Genomic DNA, 17573 nt, shown 5'->3' with positions numbered 1-17573 from the left:
TGAGACGGTACCGGCCGCTCCCCCGTTTATCCACACCCAGGACAAAGTTGGTCCCGATGCGGTCATAGGTATTGGCCTGTCGGTCAAAGGGGTCTAGCTTCCTTCTCGCTGTTGCTGTGACCGTGGAGGTGCCCATGCACTTACGAGGGTTGAGCACGAGAAGACAGACCTGGGTGGCTGCCGTGACGGCAGGGATCGTCGGCGCCGGGCTGATGGCAGCCCCGGCGGCCGACGCGCGTCCTGCCCCGGAACCGCCCCTGACAACGATGTCCATCAAGTCGCCTCCGGGCGGCGCCAATGTACGGGTGCTCATCTTCTACGGGTCCGCTGCCTCCGGCGAGGAGTCGCCGCTGGTGAACGCCGGCATCGAGGCGATCGAGAAGATCGGCCTGTCGGGCCCGGCCGACCAGCGCTACAGGACCGAGGCCACCAACGACGCCTCGGTGTTCACGAACGAGACGAGGCTGAGCCGGTTCAATTCCATCGTGTTCCTGACCGGTGGCGGCGACGTCCTCGACCCGGAGCAGGAGGCGGGCCTGGAGTCCTACATGGAGGCCGGCGGCGGTTTCGTCGGCATCCATGACGCGGCCCGCGCCGAGCCGTACTCGGACTGGTTCACCGGCCTCGTAGGTGCCCGCCCGGCGGCCGGCGGCCCGACGAACGCGCAGCGGGCGGTCGTCGAGGTCGGCGACCGGCGACATCCGGCCACCAAGGACCTGCCGGTCCAGTGGAAGCGGCCGGACAAGTGGCTGAACTGGACGAAGAACCCCTCGGGTTCGGTGCACACGGTCGCCCGGGTGCGGGAGGCCGGCTACCAGCCGGGGTCGAGCGCCAACGGCTGGGACCACCCGGTGAGCTGGTGCCGTGACTACGACGGCGGCCGCTCCTTCTACACGGGCATGGGCGGCACGGTGTCGTCGTACGACGAGACCGACTTCCGTACGCATCTGCGCGGGGCCCTGCTGTGGACGACCCGGGTGTCGCAGGCCGACTGCAAGGCGACCATCACCGGCAACTACAAGGCCGAGCGCCTCACCCAGCCCAACCAGGCGGGCCAGAACGACCAGATCGGCGAACCGCACGGCCTGGTCACGGCCCCCGACGGCCGGGTTCTGTACATCGGCCGGGGCGGCGCCGACTCCTCCCAGCCGGTGGTCACCGACTGGAACAACCCGGAGATCGGCAAGGGCAAGGGCGAGATACACGTCTACGACCCGAAGACCAAGAAGGTCACCCTGGCCGGGGCGCTCACGATCTTCGGCAACAAGGGCGGCGGCGACGAGCTGATCAAGGTCGAGGAGGGCCTGCTCGGTATCGAGCTCGACCCGCGCTTCGAGGAGAACGGCTGGGTGTACCTGCATTACACCCCGCACTCGCAGCTCAACCGCGACACCCGGATGGCCGAGCGGCGGGTCTCCCGCTTCACGCTCGACCTGGCGACGAACAAGCTGGACCTGGGCAGTGAGAAGGTCCTGCTCAAGTGGCCGGTGCAGGTGCACAGTTGCTGCCACGCGGGCGGCGGGATGACCTGGGACTCCAAGGGCAACCTGTACATCGCGACCGGCGACAACAACTCCAGCGGGTTCAGCGGCGGTTACTCGGGCAACAACCCCGAGCCCAACTACAAGGGCGTCTCCTTCGCCGACGCGCGCCGCACCGCCGGCAACACCAACAACCTCAACGGCAAGATCCTGCGCATCCACCCGGAGCCGGACGGCACCTACACACTGCCGTCGGGCAACCTCTTCACCGGCCAGGAGACCGACGAGGGCGGTGGGAAGACGCGCGGCGAGATCTATGTGATGGGCGTCCGGAACCCGGCGCGCATCTTCGTCGACAAGCAGACCGACATCCTGTACGCGGGCTGGGTCGGCCCCGACGCGGGCGCGCCGTCGACGACCTGGGGCCCGGCCAAGTACGACACGTTCGCCGTCATCACCAAGGCGAGCAACCGGGGCTGGCCGTACTGCATGGGCAACAAGCAGCCCTACCGGGACCGCAATCTGCCCGATCCCAGCAAGCCGCTGGGCTGGTACGACTGCAACGCCCCGAAGAACGAGTCGCCGAACAACGACGGTCTCGTCAACCTTCCGCCGGTCACCGGCAACAACATCTGGTACTCGCCCCAGGGCGGTGCCCCGGACTTCCCACGGGACGCAAGCGGGGTGCCGTCGTACAAGCAGGAGGAGGCCACCTACTCGCTGCCGTGGCTCAAGGGCGGCGGTCAGGCCGCGATGAACGGGCCGGTCTACCGGTACGACGCGGCGAGCACCAGTGGCACCAAGTGGCCGGCCTACTGGGACGGCAAGTGGTTCGTCGGTGACTTCTACGACGCCGACCAGCCGCGCAACGCGGTGCTCACCGACCCGAAGACACACGGGGACGGCGGTCTGCCGGTGCACTCGGAGTCGCTGAAGAAGATCGTGCCGATCGGCAACGACGGCATCAAGAACCTCATGGACTGGAAGTTCGGTCCGGACGGCGCGCTGTACGTGCTCGACTACGGCCGGGGCTTCTTCACCTCGGACGCCAAGTCGGCGCTGTGGCGGGTCACCTACACCGGCGGCGGGCCGACCCCGGCCGCCGACCAGCTGGCGAGGGGGGCGCAGTGACCCGGCAACGAAGAATGTGGGCGGCCCTGTTGGCCGCGCTGATGGTGGTGCTGGGGCTGCAAGCGCTGCCCGCGACCGGACAGCCGCAACCGCAGCCCGAGGCGGCCGCCGCCGCACAGGTTCTCACCTGGACGGCGGGCGACGACATCACGAAGTACGGCTCGGCGCCGACGACCGCGGTGGCGGGCTCGACGACGATCGTCTTCGAGAACAGCACGGCGACCGGCAACACCACCGGGATGCCGCACACGCTGACGTTCGACACCTCGGACCCCGAGTACAACAACGACGTCCAGCTGAACATCCTCGCCAACCCGAACGACGGCCAGGGCGGCAAGCACACCGCCGAGGTCACGCTCACCCCGGGCCGCTACCGCTACTACTGCACGATCCCCGGTCACGGGCAGATGCAGGGCATCCTGGTGGTGACCGAGGGCAACGGCGACGACACCACGGCGCCCGAGGCGTCGGCGCATGTCAGCGGGACGCAGAACGCGCAGGGGCAGTACGTCGGTTCGGCGAGCGTGGCACTGCACGCCACCGACAACGAGGGCGGCTCCGGGGTCGACCGCGTCGAGTACGCGGTCGGCGACGAGGGTGCCTGGCTGCCGTACACCACCCCGGTCGTCGTCGATCAGGTCGGCGATCACAAGATCCGCTACCGCGCGCTCGACAAGGCGGGCAACGTCTCCGCGGAGAAGAGCGTCTCGTTCACGGTCGTGGCGCCGCAGAGCGACGACACGACAGCGCCCGAGACGTCGGCGACGGTCAGCGGCGAGCAGAACCCCGACGGGGCGTACGTCGCCATGGCGACCGTCACCGTCTCCGCCTCCGACACCGGTACCGGCGTCAACACCATCGAGTACGCGATCGGCTCCGGCGCCTGGCAGCCGTACACCGCGCCCGTGATGGTGCACGAGGTCGGCGGTCACACCGTGCGCTACCGCGCCACCGACAAGGCGGGGAACGTCGCGGCGGAGAAGAACGTGCAGTTCACGGTCGTGGCGGCGCCCCAGCCGGACAAGACCGCGCCGGTGACGGGTGTGACGGTCGAGGGCGCGAAGAACTCGTCCGGTGCCTACATCGGCAATGCCAAGGTGACCGTCACGGCGACCGACGAGCACCACGGCTCGGGCGTCGACCGGATCGAGTACTCGATCGACGGCGGGCCGTATCTCGCGTACACCGCCCCGGTGGTGGTCGACCGTGCGGGCACGCACACCCTCGGCTACCGGGCGACGGACAAGGCGGGCAACACCTCCGCGGCCCGTACGGTGACGTTCACCGTGGTGTCCAGTGAGGTGCCGGCGCCCAACTGCGCGGAGTTCGACGAGCGGTTGACGGTGATCGTCGGCACGGTCGACTCGGGTGTCCCGAACCGGCTGACCAACAGCCGGTGCCGGATCAACGAGCTGATCGAGGACGAGAAGGAGTGGACGTCCCACGCGCTGTTCCTCAAGCATGTGACGGCGGTCCTGGACAAGCTCCTGAAGGACGGGGTCGTCGACCAGCGCGAGTACAACGCCATCCGCAAGGCGGCCCGCCAGTCCGGGATCGGCAAGCCCGGTCAGACCGAGGGCTACCGCACGATCCTGGACGGCAGCGCGGCGTCGTTCGCCAAGTGGCAGCAGGTGGGCGGTGGTTCGTTCGCACCGAACGGCGACGGCTCGATCACCTCGGGGACGACCAAGGCCGGCCTCGGCATGCTGTGGTTCCCGGAGCGGAAGTACGGCGACTTCTCGCTCAAGCTCCAGTGGCGTGACGACGCACCGGGCACCGGCAACGCCAACTCCGGTGTGTTCGTCCGCTTCCCGTGGGTCCACGACCACCCCGAGGAGTCGCGGCCGGAGTGGGTGGCCATCAAGTACGGGCACGAGGTGCAGGTCTTCGACCGTCCTGACGGCGACATGTACAAGACCGGTTCGGTCTACGGCTTCGACCGGGTGGGGCTCGCCGGTGCGGGTGTCACCCAGAAGGGCACGTGGAACGACTACGAGATCCGGGTGGTCGACCAGCACTACTCGGTCTACCGCAACGGTGTGCTGATCAACGAGTTCGACAACACCGGTGGCCAGGTGTTCTCCCCGCCCCGCTCGGACGACCCGGGCACGGACGGGCGGCGGTTCGCCTCCGGTTACGTCGGGCTCCAGGTGCACGGCACGACGGACGTGGTCTCGTACCGGGACGTCCGGATCAAGGAGCTGTAGGTTCCGGGCATCAAGGAGCTGTAGGTTCCGGCGGCGTCTCCCTCGGCTCGTCCTTGGGAGGCGCCGCTTTCTTGGCCCGGCTCGGCTGTACCCGCTTGGGCTCGCCCGGCATCTTCGGGTACTCGGGCGGGTACGGCAGATCGCCCAGCCCGTGGTCGCGCTCGTCCTTGTTGGCCAGCTCCAGCAGCGCGTCCAGGGAGAAGCGGTGGTCGTCCATGTCCGCGTGCACATCGCCGAGTTCGGCGAAACGGACGGGCATGGTGGTGATGTCGAAGTCCTGGGGGTGGGCGACGCCGACCTCGTCCCAGCTGAGGGGTGCGGAGACCGGGGCGTGCGGGCGGGGGCGTACGGAGTAGGCGGAGGCGATCGTGCGGTCGCGGGCCGTCTGGTTGTAGTCGACGAAGATGCGCTCCCCGCGCTCCTCCTTCCACCACTTGATCGTCACCTGCTCCGGCATCCGGCGTTCCAGCTCCCGGCCGACGGCGATGGCGGCGCGCCGCACCTGGGTGAAGGTCCAGCGCGGCTCGATGGGCACGAAGACGTGCAGACCGCGGCCGCCGGAGGTCTTGGGCCAGCCGCGCAGGCCGCCGAACTCGTCGAGGACGGCGCGCAGTTCGTGGGCGGCGGTGACGGCGTCGTCGAAGTCGGTGCCGGGCTGCGGGTCGAGGTCGATGCGCAGTTCGTCGGGGCTGTCGACGTCGCCGCGGCGGACCGGCCACGGGTGGAAGGTGAGGGTGCCGTACTGGGCGGCCCACAGGACGGCGGCCTCCTCGGTGGGGCACATCTCGTCGGCGCTGCGGCCGCTGGGGAAGGTGATGTGGGCGCGGGGGATCCAGTCGGGCATGTTCTTGGGCGCCCGCTTCTGGTAGAACCACTCGCCGTTCAGGCCGTCCGGGTAGCGCTCCAGGGTCGTGGGGCGGTCGCGCAGGGCGCGCAGGATGCCGGGGCCGACGGCGATGTAGTAGCGGGCGAGGTCCAGCTTGGTGTAGCCGTGTTCCGGGAAGAAGATCTTGCCCGGGTTGGACAGGCGTACCGTCCGCCCGGCCGCCTCCAGTTCCACCGCTTCGCCCATGCGAGCCACGGTAGGCGCCCGGCGCACCGCTCGCACACCGGGCGGCGGCCGCCGTATGCGAGCAGAATCGACAGCATGGACCTGCCGGTGATGCCGCCCGTGAAGCCGATGCTCGCCAAGTCGGTGGCGAAGATCCCGCCGGGCATGCAGTACGAGGCGAAGTGGGACGGGTTCCGGGCGATCGTGTTCCGCGACGGGGACGAGGTCGAGCTGGGCAGCCGTACCACGAAGTCGCTGACCAGGTACTTTCCCGAGCTGGTCGAGGGGCTGAAGGAGCGGTTGCCGCAGCGGTGCGTGCTGGACGGGGAGATCGTGATCGCCCGGGAGGGGCGGTTGGACTTCGACGCGCTCACCGAGCGCATCCACCCGGCGGACTCGCGGGTGCGGACGCTGGCCGAGCGGACCCCGGCGTCGTTCGTGGCCTTCGACCTGCTGGCGCTCGCGGACGAGTCCCTGGTGGAGACGCCGCTGGCGGACCGGCGGGCGCTGCTGACGATGGCGTTGTCCGGGGTGTCGTCACCCGTGCACGTGGCGCCGGCGACGACGGACGTCGAGACGGCGCAGAGCTGGTTCGAGCAGTACGAGGGGGCGGGTCTTGACGGGGTGATCGCCAAGCCGCTGACGCTGCGCTACCTCCCGGACGAGCGGGCCATGTTCAAGATCAAGCACGAGCGCACGGCGGACGTCGTCGTCGCGGGCTACCGGCTGCACAAGAGCGGGCCGATCGTGGGTTCCCTGCTGCTCGGCCTCCACGACGACCGCGGCACGCTCCAGCACGTGGGGGTGTCGGCCGCGTTCTCGATGAAGCGGCGGGCCGAGCTGATCGAGGAACTGGCGCCGCTGCGGATGGAGGACGCCACGGGGCATCCCTGGGCGGCGTGGGCCGAGGAGGCGGCGCACGAGTCGGCCCGGCTGCCGGGTGCGCCGAGCCGCTGGTCGGGCAAGAAGGACCTGTCCTGGGTGCCGCTGCGGCCGGAGCGGGTGGCCGAGGTGGCGTACGACCACATGGAGAACGGCGTGCGTTTCCGGCACACGGCCCGCTTCCGCCGCTGGCGCCCGGACCGCACGCCGGACAGCTGCACGTACGCGCAGCTGGAGGAGCCGGTGCGTTACGACCTCGGGGCGATCTTCGGCCCGCAGGCCTGATCCTCGCGCAGGCCCGACCTCGCGGGGCGTTTCACCCGGCCCGTCAGGGCTTCATGAGCACCTTCACCGCGCCGTCCTGCTTCTGCTGGAACATCTCGTAGGCGTGCGGGGCGTCGCTCAACGGCACGCGGTGGGTGGCGAAGTCGTCCACTCCGAGGGGGTCCTCGTCCGTGAGGTACGGCAGGATGTCGTCGGCCCAGCGGCGTACGTTGGCCTGGCCCATCCGTATCTGGATCTGCTTGTCGAACAGCGTGAGCAGCGGGATCGGGTCCGCCGTGCCGCCGTAGACACCGGACAGCGAGATCGTGCCGCCGCGCCGCACCAGGTCGATCGCGGTGTACAGGGCGGCCAGCCGGTCGACGCTGAAGCGCTCGGCGAGCGGCGCGCCCAGTTTGCGCGGCAGCAGCGCCGAGGCCTGCTGGGCGAGCCGGGCCGCGGCGCTGCCGTGGGCCTCGGTGCCGACCGCGTCGATGACGGCGTCGGGGCCGCGGCCGTCGGTCCGGTCGCGGATGGCGGCGACGAGTTCCTTCTCGTCGTCGAAGCTCCTGAGGTCGAATGTCTCCACGCCCCGCTCGCGTGCCCTTTGCAGCCGTTCGGGCACCAGGTCCACGCCGAACACCCGCTCCGCGCCCGTCACCCGGGCTACGCGGCAGGCCATGTCGCCGATGGGACCGAGGCCGAGCACCGCGACGCTGCCGCCCTCGGGGACCTCGGCGTAGCGGACCGCCTGCCAGGCGGTGGGCAGCACGTCGGAGAGGTAGACGAACCGGTCGTCGGCCGGCCCGTCCGGGATCTTGATCGGCCCGTACTGCGCCTGCGGAACCCGCAGGTACTCGGCCTGGGCGCCCGGCACCGCGCCGTAGAGGCGGGTGTAGCCGAACAGCGCGGCGCCCATGCCCTCGCCGGTGACCTGGGTGGTCTCGCACTGGGTGGGCAGCCCCGTCAGGCACATCCAGCAGTTGCCGCAGGCGATCTGGAACGGCACCACGACCCGGTCGCCGGCCTGGAGGTCCGGCACTCCCGCGCCGACCTCCTCGACGACCCCGATGGGCTCGTGCCCGAGGATGTCCCCCGGCGTCATGAACGGCGTGAGCACCTCGTACAGATGCAGATCGGAGCCGCACAACCCGCTGGAGGTAATGCGGACGACCGCGTCCGTCGGCTCCTGGATCCCGGGATCGGGCACGGTCTCCACCCGTACGTCCCGCTTTCCCTGCCAGGTCACTGCCCTCATCGCCCGCGCTCCCTCCGGTCGTCCGCGCTCGGCGCTCGTACGGTGGGCGAACCGGGTACCCGGGCGCTCCCGGGCCGAATCGCCGACGGGCGAACCCCGGAGCCGTCCCCAAGCCATGACCTGTCAGCCGACCGGCTGTCGATGCCAGGGCCGATCGGCGGAACGCCGAGGAGAGCCAGGCCCGATCGGGTATGCAACCTATGAACAGATAAGCGCACAATTGATGACATGAACCGGGCGGGTGGCTACGGGTGACGACGGTGAGCAGGCGACGACCGGCGCGCGCAAGACGCGCCACGACCATGACCGGACTGCTGGCCGCCACCCTGGCGGCCTCCCTGGCCGCGGGATGCACGACGTCCGACGGCTCCCACGACGACGGCCGCGGCCGGAGCAGCTCCCCGACGGGCGACGGCGAGAGCCGGGCGAAGGGCGGCTCCGTACTGGCCGTGAAGATCGACAACTCCCGCAACGCACGGCCGCACACCGGCCTCAACGAGGCGGACATCGTGTACGTCGAGCCGGTCGAGGGCGGACTCAGCCGTCTGATGGCGGTGTACGCGCAGAAGCTGCCCAAGGCCGTCGGGCCGGTGCGCAGCGCCCGTGAGACCGACCTGGAGCTGCTGCGCCAGTTCGACCGGCCGACGCTCGCCTTCTCCGGTGCACAGGGCAAGCTCCTGCCTAAGATCGACCAGGCACCGCTGAAGGCGGAGCCGCCCGGCAAGGCGTCCACCGCGTACTTCCGCAGCAAGATGCGGCCCTCCCCGCACAACCTCTACCTGCGGCCGAACCGGCTGATGGCCGAGCCACCGGGCACTGCTGCCCTGACGACCGGCTTCCGCTTCGGTTCCGCCCCCGCCGGCGGCAAGCCGACCACCACGCAGAAGGTGACCTACGACGCCGCCCGGTACACCTTCACCTGGTCCAGGAGCCAGGGCCGCTGGCTGGTCGGCATGGACGGCAAGGCGGCCGGCACGACGGACGGCAAGCGGGTCATGGCCGGCACGGTCGTCGTGCAGTACGTGAAGGTGCGCAAGTCCACGTTCCACGACAAGCTCGGCCACTACACGCCGTACACCGAGACGGTCGGCTCCGGAAAGGCGCGCGTGCTGCGCGACGGACGGGCCTACGACGTCAAGTGGAAGCGCGCGAAGGCGACTGACGGCACGACGTTCACGACGAACAGCGGCAAGCGGATGAACTTCCAGCACGGCCAGGTCTGGGTGGTGTTCGCGAACGCGTCCTGAGGGTCCGGCCCGGGCATGCCGGGACGGGATCAGGGTTGGGCGACGAGGGGCTCCGCCGGATGGCGCAGCCCCTCGGCCGCGTCCGCCACCCGCCTGATCAGGTCGAAGAAGACGGTCTGCTCCTCGCTGGAGAGCGGGGCCAGGAAGACCTGGTTCATCCGGGCCGTGCGCAGGGTCAGCTTCTTGTGGGTGCGCAGACCCTCGTCCGTGAGGCGCAGCAGGAAGCGGCGGCCGTCCTGGGGGTCGCGGACCTTGTCGAGCAGTCCGCGCCGGCCGAGCCGGCTGATCACCTCGGCGATCGTCGACCGGTCGAGCCCGACCCGCTCCCCCACCGTCCGCTGGTCGAGGCCCGGCTCGGCGACGAGGGTGTTGAGGACGGCGAACTGGGGCGAGGTGATCTCCTCGGACACCATCGTGTTCCACAGCAGGTAGTGCGCCTGCTGGAGCCGCCGGGCCAGGTGCCCGGGGTGGGTGGTGAGGTCCACGGCGGCCATGCGCGCTCCCCTGGTCGTTTTCGTCGGTGCACTGAACAATACCCGGCCTCGCGATGACTGTCTGCGGCCCGGCAGATCCGGCGAGCCTCACATTTGCCGAGGTCTTGACGGGTTCCCGCTCCGGTGGCAGCGTGAGGAAGGACTTCGCAGAAATAATCAGTGCCCTGACTAATTTGGGTGCTGGGAGCTCGGAAGAGATGGGGCTTCTCGGATGGACAAGGTGGTCGCCACGGCCCTGGAGGCGGTGGCCGATGTCGGCGACGGCGTGTCGCTCGCGGTGGGTGGCTTCGGGCTGAGCGGTGTGCCGAACGTGCTGATCCAGGCTCTGTACGAGCGTGGTGTGTCCGGGCTGTCGGTCGTCTCGAACAACTGCGGGGCGATGGAGTCCGGCCTCGCGGTGCTGCTGTCGGCGGGCCGGATCGCCCGGGTGACCGGCTCCTACATCGGCGCGAACAAGGAATTCGCCCGCCAGTACCTGGCCGGGGAGCTGGAGGTGGAGATGATCCCGCAGGGCACGCTGGCCGAGCGGCTGCGGGCCGGCGGGGCCGGGATCCCCGCGTTCTACACGCCGGCCGGGGTGGGCACACAGGTCGCCGAGGGCGGGCTGCCCTGGCGCTACGACGGCTCCGGCGGGGTCGCGCTCGCCTCCCCGCCGAAGGAGGTGCGGGAGTTCGACGGCACCGAGTACGTGCTGGAGCGCGGCATCCGGACCGACTTCGCGCTGGTGCGGGCCGCGAAGGGCGACCGGCACGGGAACCTGGTGTTCAACAGGTCCACCCGGAACTTCAACCCGCTGGCCGCGATGGCCGGGCGGGTGACGATCGCCGAGGTCGAGGAACTCGTGGAGCCGGGCGCGATCGACCCGGACGCGGTGCATCTGCCGGGGATCTTCGTGCAGCGGGTCGTGGCGCTCACCCCGGAGCAGGCCGCCGACAAGGGCATCGAGCAGCGCACGGTTTCCGTGCCCCAGGCACGAGGGACGGAGAACTGATCATGGCGTGGACGCGGGAAGAGATGGCCGCGCGGGCCGCTCGTGAGCTCCAGGACGGCCAGTACGTCAATCTCGGCATCGGACTGCCGACCCTGATCCCGAACTATCTCCCGGCGGGTGTGGAGGTGGTCCTGGAGTCCGAGAACGGCATCCTGGGCACCGGCCCCTACCCCACCGAGGACCAGGTCGACCCCGATCTGATCAACGCCGGCAAGGAGACCGTCACGGTCCTGCCCGGCGCCTCCTTCTTCGACTCGGCGCTGTCGTTCTCGATGATCCGCGGCGGGCACATCGACGTGGCCGTGCTGGGCGCCATGCAGGTCTCGCAGACCGGTGACCTGGCGAACTGGGCGATCCCCGGCAAGATGATCACCGGCATCGGCGGGGCGATGGACCTGGTGCACGGCGCCCGCAAGGTCATCGTCGTGATGACCCACACCGCCAAGGACGGCTCGGCGAAGATCCTCACCGAGTGCGCGTTGCCGCTCACCGGCAAGGCGTGCGTGAACCGGATCATCACCGACCTCGGCGTCCTGGACGTCACCGACGACGGGCTGCACCTCGTCGAGAGGGCACCCGGCGTGAGCACGGACGAGATCGTCGCGAAGACCGACGCCAAGCTCACCGTCACGGAGGGCCTGCTGTGAAGACCGTCTACATCGTCGATGCCGTACGCACACCGTTCGGCAGGTACGGCGGTTCACTCGCGCCGGTCCGCCCGGACGACCTGGCCGCCCACGCGATCCACGAACTGCTGGGCCGTACGCCCGACTTGGACCCGTCCCGGGTCGAGGACGTCTACTTCGGCAACGCCAACGGCGCGGGCGAGGAGAACCGCAACGTCGGCCGGATGGCCGCCCTGCTGGCCAGACTGCCCACCTCCGTTCCGGGCGTGACGGTCAACCGGCTGTGCGCCTCCGGCCTCGAAGCCGTGATCCAGGCCGCCCGCGCCATCGCCGTCGGGGACGCCTCCATCGCCGTGGCCGGTGGCGTGGAGTCCATGACGAGGGCGCCGTACGTGCTGCCCAAGTCCGACCGGCCCTTCCCCGCCGGGCACACCGAGCTGTACTCCACCACCCTGGGCTGGCGCATGGTCAACCCGCGGATGGAACCGCAGTGGACCGTCCCGCTCGGCGAGTCCGCCGAGCTGATCGCGGACAAGCACAAGATCGGCCGGGAGCAGCAGGACGAGTACGCGCTGGCCTCACACCTCAAGGCGGCGAAGGCCCAGCAGGCCGGCCTGTTCGACGCCGAGCTGGCACCCGTGTCGATCCCGCAGCGCAAGGGCGACCCGGTCGTCTTCACCGCCGACGAGTGCGTACGCCCCGACGCCTCCCTGCCGGCGATGGCCCGGCTCAAGCCGTCCTTCCGCGAAGAGAACGGCACGGTCACCGCGGGCAACGCCTCACCCCTCAACGACGGCGCCGCCGCGCTGCTGCTGACCGACGAGGAGGGCCTGAAGGCCACCGGCCGCGAGCCGCTCGCCCGGATCTCCGCCACCGGCGTGTCCGCCCTCGACCCGCACTACTTCGGCCTCGCCCCCGTCGAGGCCGTCAACCGGGCCCTCACCAAGGCCGGCAAGAACTTCGCCGACCTGGACGTGCTGGAGCTGAACGAGGCGTTCGCCGCCCAGGTGCTGGGCTGTGTCGCCGAGTGGCCCGAGTTCGACCCGGCGATCCTCAACCCGCAGGGCGGCGCCATCGCCCTCGGCCACCCACTCGGCGCCTCCGGTGCCCGCCTCGCCGGCACCGTCGCCCACCAACTCGCCCGCAAGGGCACCGGGACCGGCGTCGCCACCCTCTGCATCGGCGTCGGCCAGGGCCTCGCCCTCGTCCTGGAGCGTTAGGAACCCGAGGAACTCCCATGACTCTCACCCAGCACGACATCGACCAGGAGATCGCGGCCGAGCACGCCGCGTACGAGAAGCGGGTCGCAGACGGCGCCCCGGTCGAGCACCATCCGCGGCGAGGCTACGCCCCTTACCGGTCCTCCGTCCTGCGTCACCCGAAGCAGCCGCCGATCGCCATCGACGTCAGCAAGGACCCGGAGCTGGTGGAGCTGTACTCCCCCGCCTTCGGCGAGCGGGACATCACCGAGATCGACAGCGACCTCACCCGGCAGCACACCGGGGAGCCGATCGGCGAGCGCATCACCGTCGAGGGCCGCCTCCTCGACGCCGCCGGCCGCCCGATCCGCGGTCAGCTGATCGAGATCTGGCAGGCGAACTCGGCCGGCCGCTACGCCCATCAGCGCGAGCAGCACGACGCCCCGCTGGACCCGAACTTCACGGGCGTCGGCCGCACGCTCACCGACGACAGCGGCTTCTACCGCTTCACCACCGTCCAGCCGGGCCCCTACCCCTGGCGGCAGCACGAGAACGCCTGGCGGCCGGCCCACATCCACTTCTCGCTGTTCGGAACGGCGTTCACCCAACGGCTCGTGACCCAGATGTACTTCCCGAGCGACCCGCTGTTCCCGTACGACCCGATCATCCAGTCGGTGACGGACGACGCGGCCCGGCAGCGGCTGGTGGCGACGTACGACCACAGCCTGTCCGTACCGGAGTTCTCGATGGGCTACCACTGGGACATCGTGCTCGACGGGCCCGCCGCCACCTGGATCGAAGAAGGGCGCTGACCTGCCATGACGAAGATCGACACGAGCCGCCCTGAGACGGTGCTCCCCACTCCGTCGCACACCGTCGGCCCCTTCTACGGCCACGCGCTGCCCTTCCCCGGCGGCGGCGACATCGCCCCCGCCGGCCATCCGGACACCATCACGCTCCAGGGGTACGTCCTCGACGGCGAGGGCAAGCCGCTCCCGGACGCCTTCGTGGAGCTGTGGGGCGCCGACCCGGACGGCCGCGTCTCCCACGTCGACGGCTCGATGCGGCGCGACCCGGCGAGCGGCGGCTTCCTGGGCCGCAACGGCGTGGAGTTCACCGGCTGGGGGCGCGTCCAGACGGACGCGTCCGGCCACTGGACGGCCCGTACGCTGCGGCCGGGGGCGCGGGGGCGGAGCGCGCCGTACATCAGCGTGTGCGTGTTCGCGCGCGGGCTGCTGGTGCATCTGTTCACCCGGATCTATCTGCCGGGCGACGCCGCGGCACTGGCCGCCGACCCGCTGCTCGCCCAACTGGACGAGGCGCGACGCGACACGCTGATCGCCGAGGAAGAGGGCCCGGGCGCATACCGTTTCGACATCCGCCTTCAGGGCGAGGGCGAGACGGTCTTCCTGGAGTTCCAGTGACTTCTGCCGACGGCGACGACACCGGCCTGCTCGCCCCCGGGTGGGCAGGCTCCCCCGCGGCCACCGCGACCGGCGACACGGCCTGGCTCCAGGCCCTGCTCGACGCGGAGGCCGCCCTCACCCGGGCCCAGGCCGCCCTTGACCTCGCCCCGGCCGGGGCCGCGCGGGCGGTGACGCGGGCGGCGGACGCCGGGCGGTTCGACGTACGGTCCCTCGCCGAGCGCGCCCGCGCCGGCGGCAACCCGGTGATCCCGCTGGTCGGCGACCTGACGAAGGCCGTCGGCGAAGAGTACGGCGAGGAGTACGGCCCCTACGTCCACCGGGGCGCGACCAGCCAGGACATCATGGACACGGCGTCGATGCTGGTCGCCGCACGCACCCTCGACCTGGTCCTCGGCGACCTGGACCGCACGGCTGCGGCGCTCGCCCGGCTGGCCTCCGAGCACCGGGACGCCGCGATGCCGGGGCGGACGCTGACCCAGCACGCCGTACCGACCACGTTCGGGCTGAAGGCGGCCGGATGGCGGGCGCTGCTGCTCGACGCCCGGGACCGGGTACGGACCGTACGGGACTCGCTGCCCGCCCAACTCGGCGGCGCGGCGGGGACGTTGGCGGCGTTCGGGGCGTACGGCGCGAGCGATCCGACCGCGCTGCCGGCCGCGTACGCCCGTGAACTCGGCCTCCGGGCGCCCGACCTGCCCTGGCACACCCTGCGCACGCCCGTCGCCGATCTCGCCGGATGCCTCGCCTTCACGGCGGGCGCGCTCGGCAAGGTCGCCGTGGACGTGCTCACCCTCTCCCGCACCGAGATCGCCGAGGTCGCGGAGGGCAGCGGCGGCGGCTCGTCCGCCATGCCGCACAAGTCCAACCCCGTACGGTCCACCCTCATCGCCTCCGCCGCCCGGCGGGCACCGCAGCTCGCGGCCACGCTGTACGGTTCGCTGGCCGCCGAGGACGAGCGGCCGGCCGGCGCCTGGCACGCCGAGTGGGAGCCGCTGCGGGATCTGCTGCGGCTGGTCGGCGGGGCCGCCCGGGACGCCGTGGAACTGGCCGAGGGGCTGCGGGTCAGCGCCGATGTCATGCGTGCGCACCTGGACCTGACCCATGGGCTGATCGTCTCCGAGCGGCTGTCCGCCGAACTCGCCCCGGTGCTGGGCCGGGCCCGCGCCAAGGAGCTGCTGACCCGGCTGGCCGCCGAGGGGCGTCCGCTCGCCGAGGCACCGGAGCTGGCGGACGTCGATCTCGACCCCACCCATTACACCGGCTCCGCCGGAGCCCTCACCGACCGCGCCCTGGAGCGACGTTGAAACTCCTCGACCACCGTGCCGAAGGGCCCCCCTCGGCACCGCCGCTGCTGCTCGGACCCTCCCTCGGCACGTCGTCCGCCCTGTGGGACAAGGTCGCGCCCGAGCTGTCGATCACCCATCGGGTGGTCCGTTGGGAACTGCCGGGGCACGGCGGTTCGGCCGCCGATCTCATCCGGGCGGGCGCCACCGTCGATGACCTCGCCGGACTGGTGCTGGCACTCGCCGACTCGCTCGGCATCGAGCGGTTCGCCCACGCGGGCGTCTCGCTCGGCGGTGCGGTCGGCCTGCATCTCGCCGTGCACCACCCCGAACGGGTCGACTCGCTGGCCGTGATCTGTTCGTCGGCGCACTTCAACGGTGCGAAGCCGTGGGAGGAGCGGGCCGCGCTGGTGCGCCGCGAAGGGCTCGCTGGACTCGCCGAGAGCGCGAACGCCCGCTGGTTCACACCCGGGTTCACCGTGCCGGAGCTGGTGCGGGACCACCGCGACGCCGATCCCGGTGCCTACGCCGCCTGCTGCGACGCCCTCGCCGCCTTCGACCTGCGCGACCGGCTGGCCGAGATCTCCTCCCCGACACTGCTGATCGCCGGGCGCGAGGACCCCGCGACCCCGCCGGTGCACCTGCGGGAGATCGCGGACGCCGTGCCGGGTGCCGCGCTGGTCGAGATCCCCGGAGCCTCGCACCTGGCGCCGGCACAGTGCCCGGAAGCCGTGCTCACGGCACTGCGGGCGCACTTCGACGGGGGCGCCCGGCGCGGCATGGAGGTACGGCGCGAGGTGCTGGGAGACGCGCACGTGGACCGGGCCCAGGCACGGCAGACACCGTTCACCGCACGCTTCCAGGACTTCATCTCGCGCTACGCCTGGGGCGAGATCTGGACCGACCCGACGCTCACCCGCCGCGAGCGCAGCATGATCACCCTGACGGCGCTGGTCGCGCACGGCCACTACGACGAGCTGGCCATGCATGTCAGAGCGGCGCTGCGCAACGGTCTGACGCCGGAGGAGATCGGCGCCGTAATGCTCCAGACGGCCGTGTACTGCGGAGTCCCGGCGGCGAACTCGGCGTTCGCGACGGCCCAGCGGGTGCTCGCGGAAGAGGAAGGGTGACCCTGCTGGTCGTAGCTCCAGCGGCACCTCGCACATGGCTGCGCCCGCGCCTACGGTGGGTGCATGTCCACGATTCTGATCACCGGCGCCACCTCGGGTCTCGGCCGATACGTGGCCTTCGAGCTGGTCCGCTCCGGGCACAGCGTCCTCGCCCACGGACGGGACGCGGTCCGGGTCGAGCGGCTCGCCGAGGAGCTGCGGGCCGAGGGCGAGGCCGAGGGGTTCGTGGCGGACCTGGCCTCACTGGATCAGGTACGGCAGCTGGCGGCGCATGTCGCCGGGGAGCATCCCGAGCTCGACGTGCTGATCAACAACGCCGGGGTGGGTTTCGGCTCGCCCGGCTCGGGCCGTGAGCTCAGCGCCGACGGGCATGAACTGCGCCTCGCGGTGAACTACTTGGCGCCGGTCGTGCTGACCCGCGCGCTGCTGCCCGTGCTGCGCGCGAACGCGCCCGCGCGGATCGTCAACGTGGGTTCGGCGGGCCAGGAGCCTCTGGACCTCGACGACCCGGAGCTGACCCGCGGCTACGACGGCACCGTGGCCTACCGACGCAGCAAGTTCGCCCTCGCGGCCCATACGTTCACCCTCGCGGAGGAGCTGGCGGGCACCGGGGTCGCGGTCAATGTGCTGCATCCGGCGACGTTCATGGACACCGGGATGGTCCGTGAGGGCGGCATCGAACCGTGGAACACGGTCGCCGACGGGGCACCGGGCGTCCTGGCCCTTGCGACACGGGAGATGGGAACGGGCGGCTACTTCGACGGGGCGGCCCCGGCCCGGGCGCACGAGGGGACCTACGACGCGGGCGTGCAGCGGCGACTGGCCACGGTCACCGATCAACTCCTCAGCCTCTGACGCGCCCCGACAGGGGCGCGGGGCGGTATCGATGTGCGGCTCCGCCGCGT

Annotated in this window: 15 protein-coding genes; 12 read left to right on the top strand and 3 right to left on the bottom strand. The window is 71.0% G+C overall.

From position 1 onward, the window contains the following. Positions 1-134 precede the first annotated feature (134 nt). A complete protein-coding gene (locus PGH47_RS36255; RefSeq protein ID WP_271666944.1) occupies positions 135-2612 on the top strand; it encodes a ThuA domain-containing protein in 2478 nt (825 codons plus the stop codon). 14 nt (positions 2613-2626) lie between these two features. Next, a complete protein-coding gene (locus tag PGH47_RS36250) occupies positions 2627-4819 on the top strand; it encodes an OmpL47-type beta-barrel domain-containing protein (protein ID WP_271668234.1) in 2193 nt (730 codons plus the stop codon). 10 nt (positions 4820-4829) lie between these two features. Here the strand turns inward: PGH47_RS36250 and ligD are convergent, their stop codons facing one another. Continuing rightward, on the bottom strand, positions 4830-5891 hold the full coding sequence (gene ligD, locus PGH47_RS36245; RefSeq protein ID WP_271666943.1) for a non-homologous end-joining DNA ligase: 1062 nt from the start codon (positions 5889-5891) through the stop codon (positions 4830-4832). Between the two features lie 75 nt (positions 5892-5966). On the opposite strand from ligD, the gene PGH47_RS36240 reads away from it, so the two are divergent. Further along, entirely contained in the window at positions 5967-7037 is a 1071-nt protein-coding gene (locus tag PGH47_RS36240) for an ATP-dependent DNA ligase (protein ID WP_271666942.1), read from the top strand. A gap of 43 nt (positions 7038-7080) precedes the next feature. Here the strand turns inward: PGH47_RS36240 and PGH47_RS36235 are convergent, their stop codons facing one another. Further along, positions 7081-8271, bottom strand: a complete 1191-nt coding sequence (locus tag PGH47_RS36235) for a zinc-dependent alcohol dehydrogenase (protein WP_271666941.1) — start codon at positions 8269-8271, stop codon at positions 7081-7083. A 302-nt stretch (positions 8272-8573) separates the two neighbouring features. On the opposite strand from PGH47_RS36235, the gene PGH47_RS36230 reads away from it, so the two are divergent. After that, the gene (locus PGH47_RS36230) at positions 8574-9518 is read left to right on the top strand and encodes a DUF3048 domain-containing protein (RefSeq protein WP_271666940.1); all 945 of its coding nucleotides are present in this window, start codon (positions 8574-8576) and stop codon (positions 9516-9518) included. Between the two features lie 29 nt (positions 9519-9547). Here PGH47_RS36230 and PGH47_RS36225 read toward each other — a convergent pair whose 3' ends face one another. Next, on the bottom strand, positions 9548-10012 hold the full coding sequence (locus PGH47_RS36225) for a MarR family winged helix-turn-helix transcriptional regulator (RefSeq protein WP_271666939.1): 465 nt from the start codon (positions 10010-10012) through the stop codon (positions 9548-9550). Between the two features lie 211 nt (positions 10013-10223). Here PGH47_RS36225 and PGH47_RS36220 point away from each other — a divergent pair, with 211 nt between their 5' ends. The 8 genes from PGH47_RS36220 (at position 10224) to PGH47_RS36185 (ending at position 17523) form a co-directional block, all read left to right on the top strand. Beyond that, positions 10224-11003: a CoA transferase subunit A gene (locus PGH47_RS36220; protein ID WP_107908218.1), complete on the top strand. Its 780-nt coding sequence runs from the start codon at positions 10224-10226 to the stop codon at positions 11001-11003. Positions 11004-11005: 2 nt separating this feature from the next. Continuing rightward, the gene (locus tag PGH47_RS36215; RefSeq protein WP_271666938.1) at positions 11006-11650 is read left to right on the top strand and encodes a CoA transferase subunit B; all 645 of its coding nucleotides are present in this window, start codon (positions 11006-11008) and stop codon (positions 11648-11650) included. Further along, positions 11647-12849, top strand: coding sequence for a thiolase family protein (locus PGH47_RS36210; protein WP_271666937.1), 1203 nt, complete (start codon positions 11647-11649; stop codon positions 12847-12849). Before PGH47_RS36215 ends, PGH47_RS36210 begins: the two co-directional genes overlap by 4 nt. 17 nt (positions 12850-12866) lie before the next feature. Beyond that, the gene (gene pcaH, locus PGH47_RS36205) at positions 12867-13640 is read left to right on the top strand and encodes a protocatechuate 3,4-dioxygenase subunit beta (protein ID WP_271666936.1); all 774 of its coding nucleotides are present in this window, start codon (positions 12867-12869) and stop codon (positions 13638-13640) included. Positions 13641-13646: 6 nt separating this feature from the next. Further along, positions 13647-14252 (top strand): protocatechuate 3,4-dioxygenase subunit alpha, encoded by a 606-nt coding sequence (gene pcaG, locus PGH47_RS36200; RefSeq protein ID WP_271666935.1) that lies wholly within the window; start codon positions 13647-13649, stop codon positions 14250-14252. Then, on the top strand, positions 14249-15559 hold the full coding sequence (pcaB, locus tag PGH47_RS36195; RefSeq protein ID WP_271666934.1) for a 3-carboxy-cis,cis-muconate cycloisomerase: 1311 nt from the start codon (positions 14249-14251) through the stop codon (positions 15557-15559). The genes pcaG and pcaB overlap by 4 nt, the downstream gene beginning before the upstream one ends. Beyond that, positions 15556-16668, top strand: coding sequence for a bifunctional 3-oxoadipate enol-lactonase/4-carboxymuconolactone decarboxylase PcaDC (gene pcaDC, locus PGH47_RS36190; protein WP_271666933.1), 1113 nt, complete (start codon positions 15556-15558; stop codon positions 16666-16668). Before pcaB ends, pcaDC begins: the two co-directional genes overlap by 4 nt. Positions 16669-16731: 63 nt before the next feature. After that, positions 16732-17523 (top strand): SDR family NAD(P)-dependent oxidoreductase, encoded by a 792-nt coding sequence (locus tag PGH47_RS36185; RefSeq protein WP_271666932.1) that lies wholly within the window; start codon positions 16732-16734, stop codon positions 17521-17523. Positions 17524-17573 lie beyond the last annotated feature (50 nt).

Origin of the sequence: Streptomyces sp. HUAS 31 (assembly GCF_028198125.1) — a bacterium.
Taxonomy (GTDB): Bacteria; Actinomycetota; Actinomycetes; order Streptomycetales; family Streptomycetaceae; genus Streptomyces; species Streptomyces chartreusis.
This window is presented reverse-complemented; position numbering and strand designations above follow the sequence as displayed.

Coding starts and splice junctions, on each gene's coding strand:
- pcaG (WP_271666935.1), top strand. CDS start 13,647: ATGACGAAGATCGACACGAGCCGCCCTGAGACGGTGCTCCCCACTCCG.
- PGH47_RS36220 (WP_107908218.1), top strand. CDS start 10,224: ATGGACAAGGTGGTCGCCACGGCCCTGGAGGCGGTGGCCGATGTCGGC.
- PGH47_RS36255 (WP_271666944.1), top strand. CDS start 135: ATGCACTTACGAGGGTTGAGCACGAGAAGACAGACCTGGGTGGCTGCC.
- PGH47_RS36215 (WP_271666938.1), top strand. CDS start 11,006: ATGGCGTGGACGCGGGAAGAGATGGCCGCGCGGGCCGCTCGTGAGCTC.
- ligD (WP_271666943.1), bottom strand. CDS start 5,891: ATGGGCGAAGCGGTGGAACTGGAGGCGGCCGGGCGGACGGTACGCCTG.
- PGH47_RS36250 (WP_271668234.1), top strand. CDS start 2,627: ATGTGGGCGGCCCTGTTGGCCGCGCTGATGGTGGTGCTGGGGCTGCAA.
- PGH47_RS36235 (WP_271666941.1), bottom strand. CDS start 8,271: ATGAGGGCAGTGACCTGGCAGGGAAAGCGGGACGTACGGGTGGAGACC.
- pcaH (WP_271666936.1), top strand. CDS start 12,867: ATGACTCTCACCCAGCACGACATCGACCAGGAGATCGCGGCCGAGCAC.
- PGH47_RS36230 (WP_271666940.1), top strand. CDS start 8,574: ATGACCGGACTGCTGGCCGCCACCCTGGCGGCCTCCCTGGCCGCGGGA.
- PGH47_RS36185 (WP_271666932.1), top strand. CDS start 16,732: ATGTCCACGATTCTGATCACCGGCGCCACCTCGGGTCTCGGCCGATAC.
- PGH47_RS36225 (WP_271666939.1), bottom strand. CDS start 10,012: ATGGCCGCCGTGGACCTCACCACCCACCCCGGGCACCTGGCCCGGCGG.
- PGH47_RS36240 (WP_271666942.1), top strand. CDS start 5,967: ATGGACCTGCCGGTGATGCCGCCCGTGAAGCCGATGCTCGCCAAGTCG.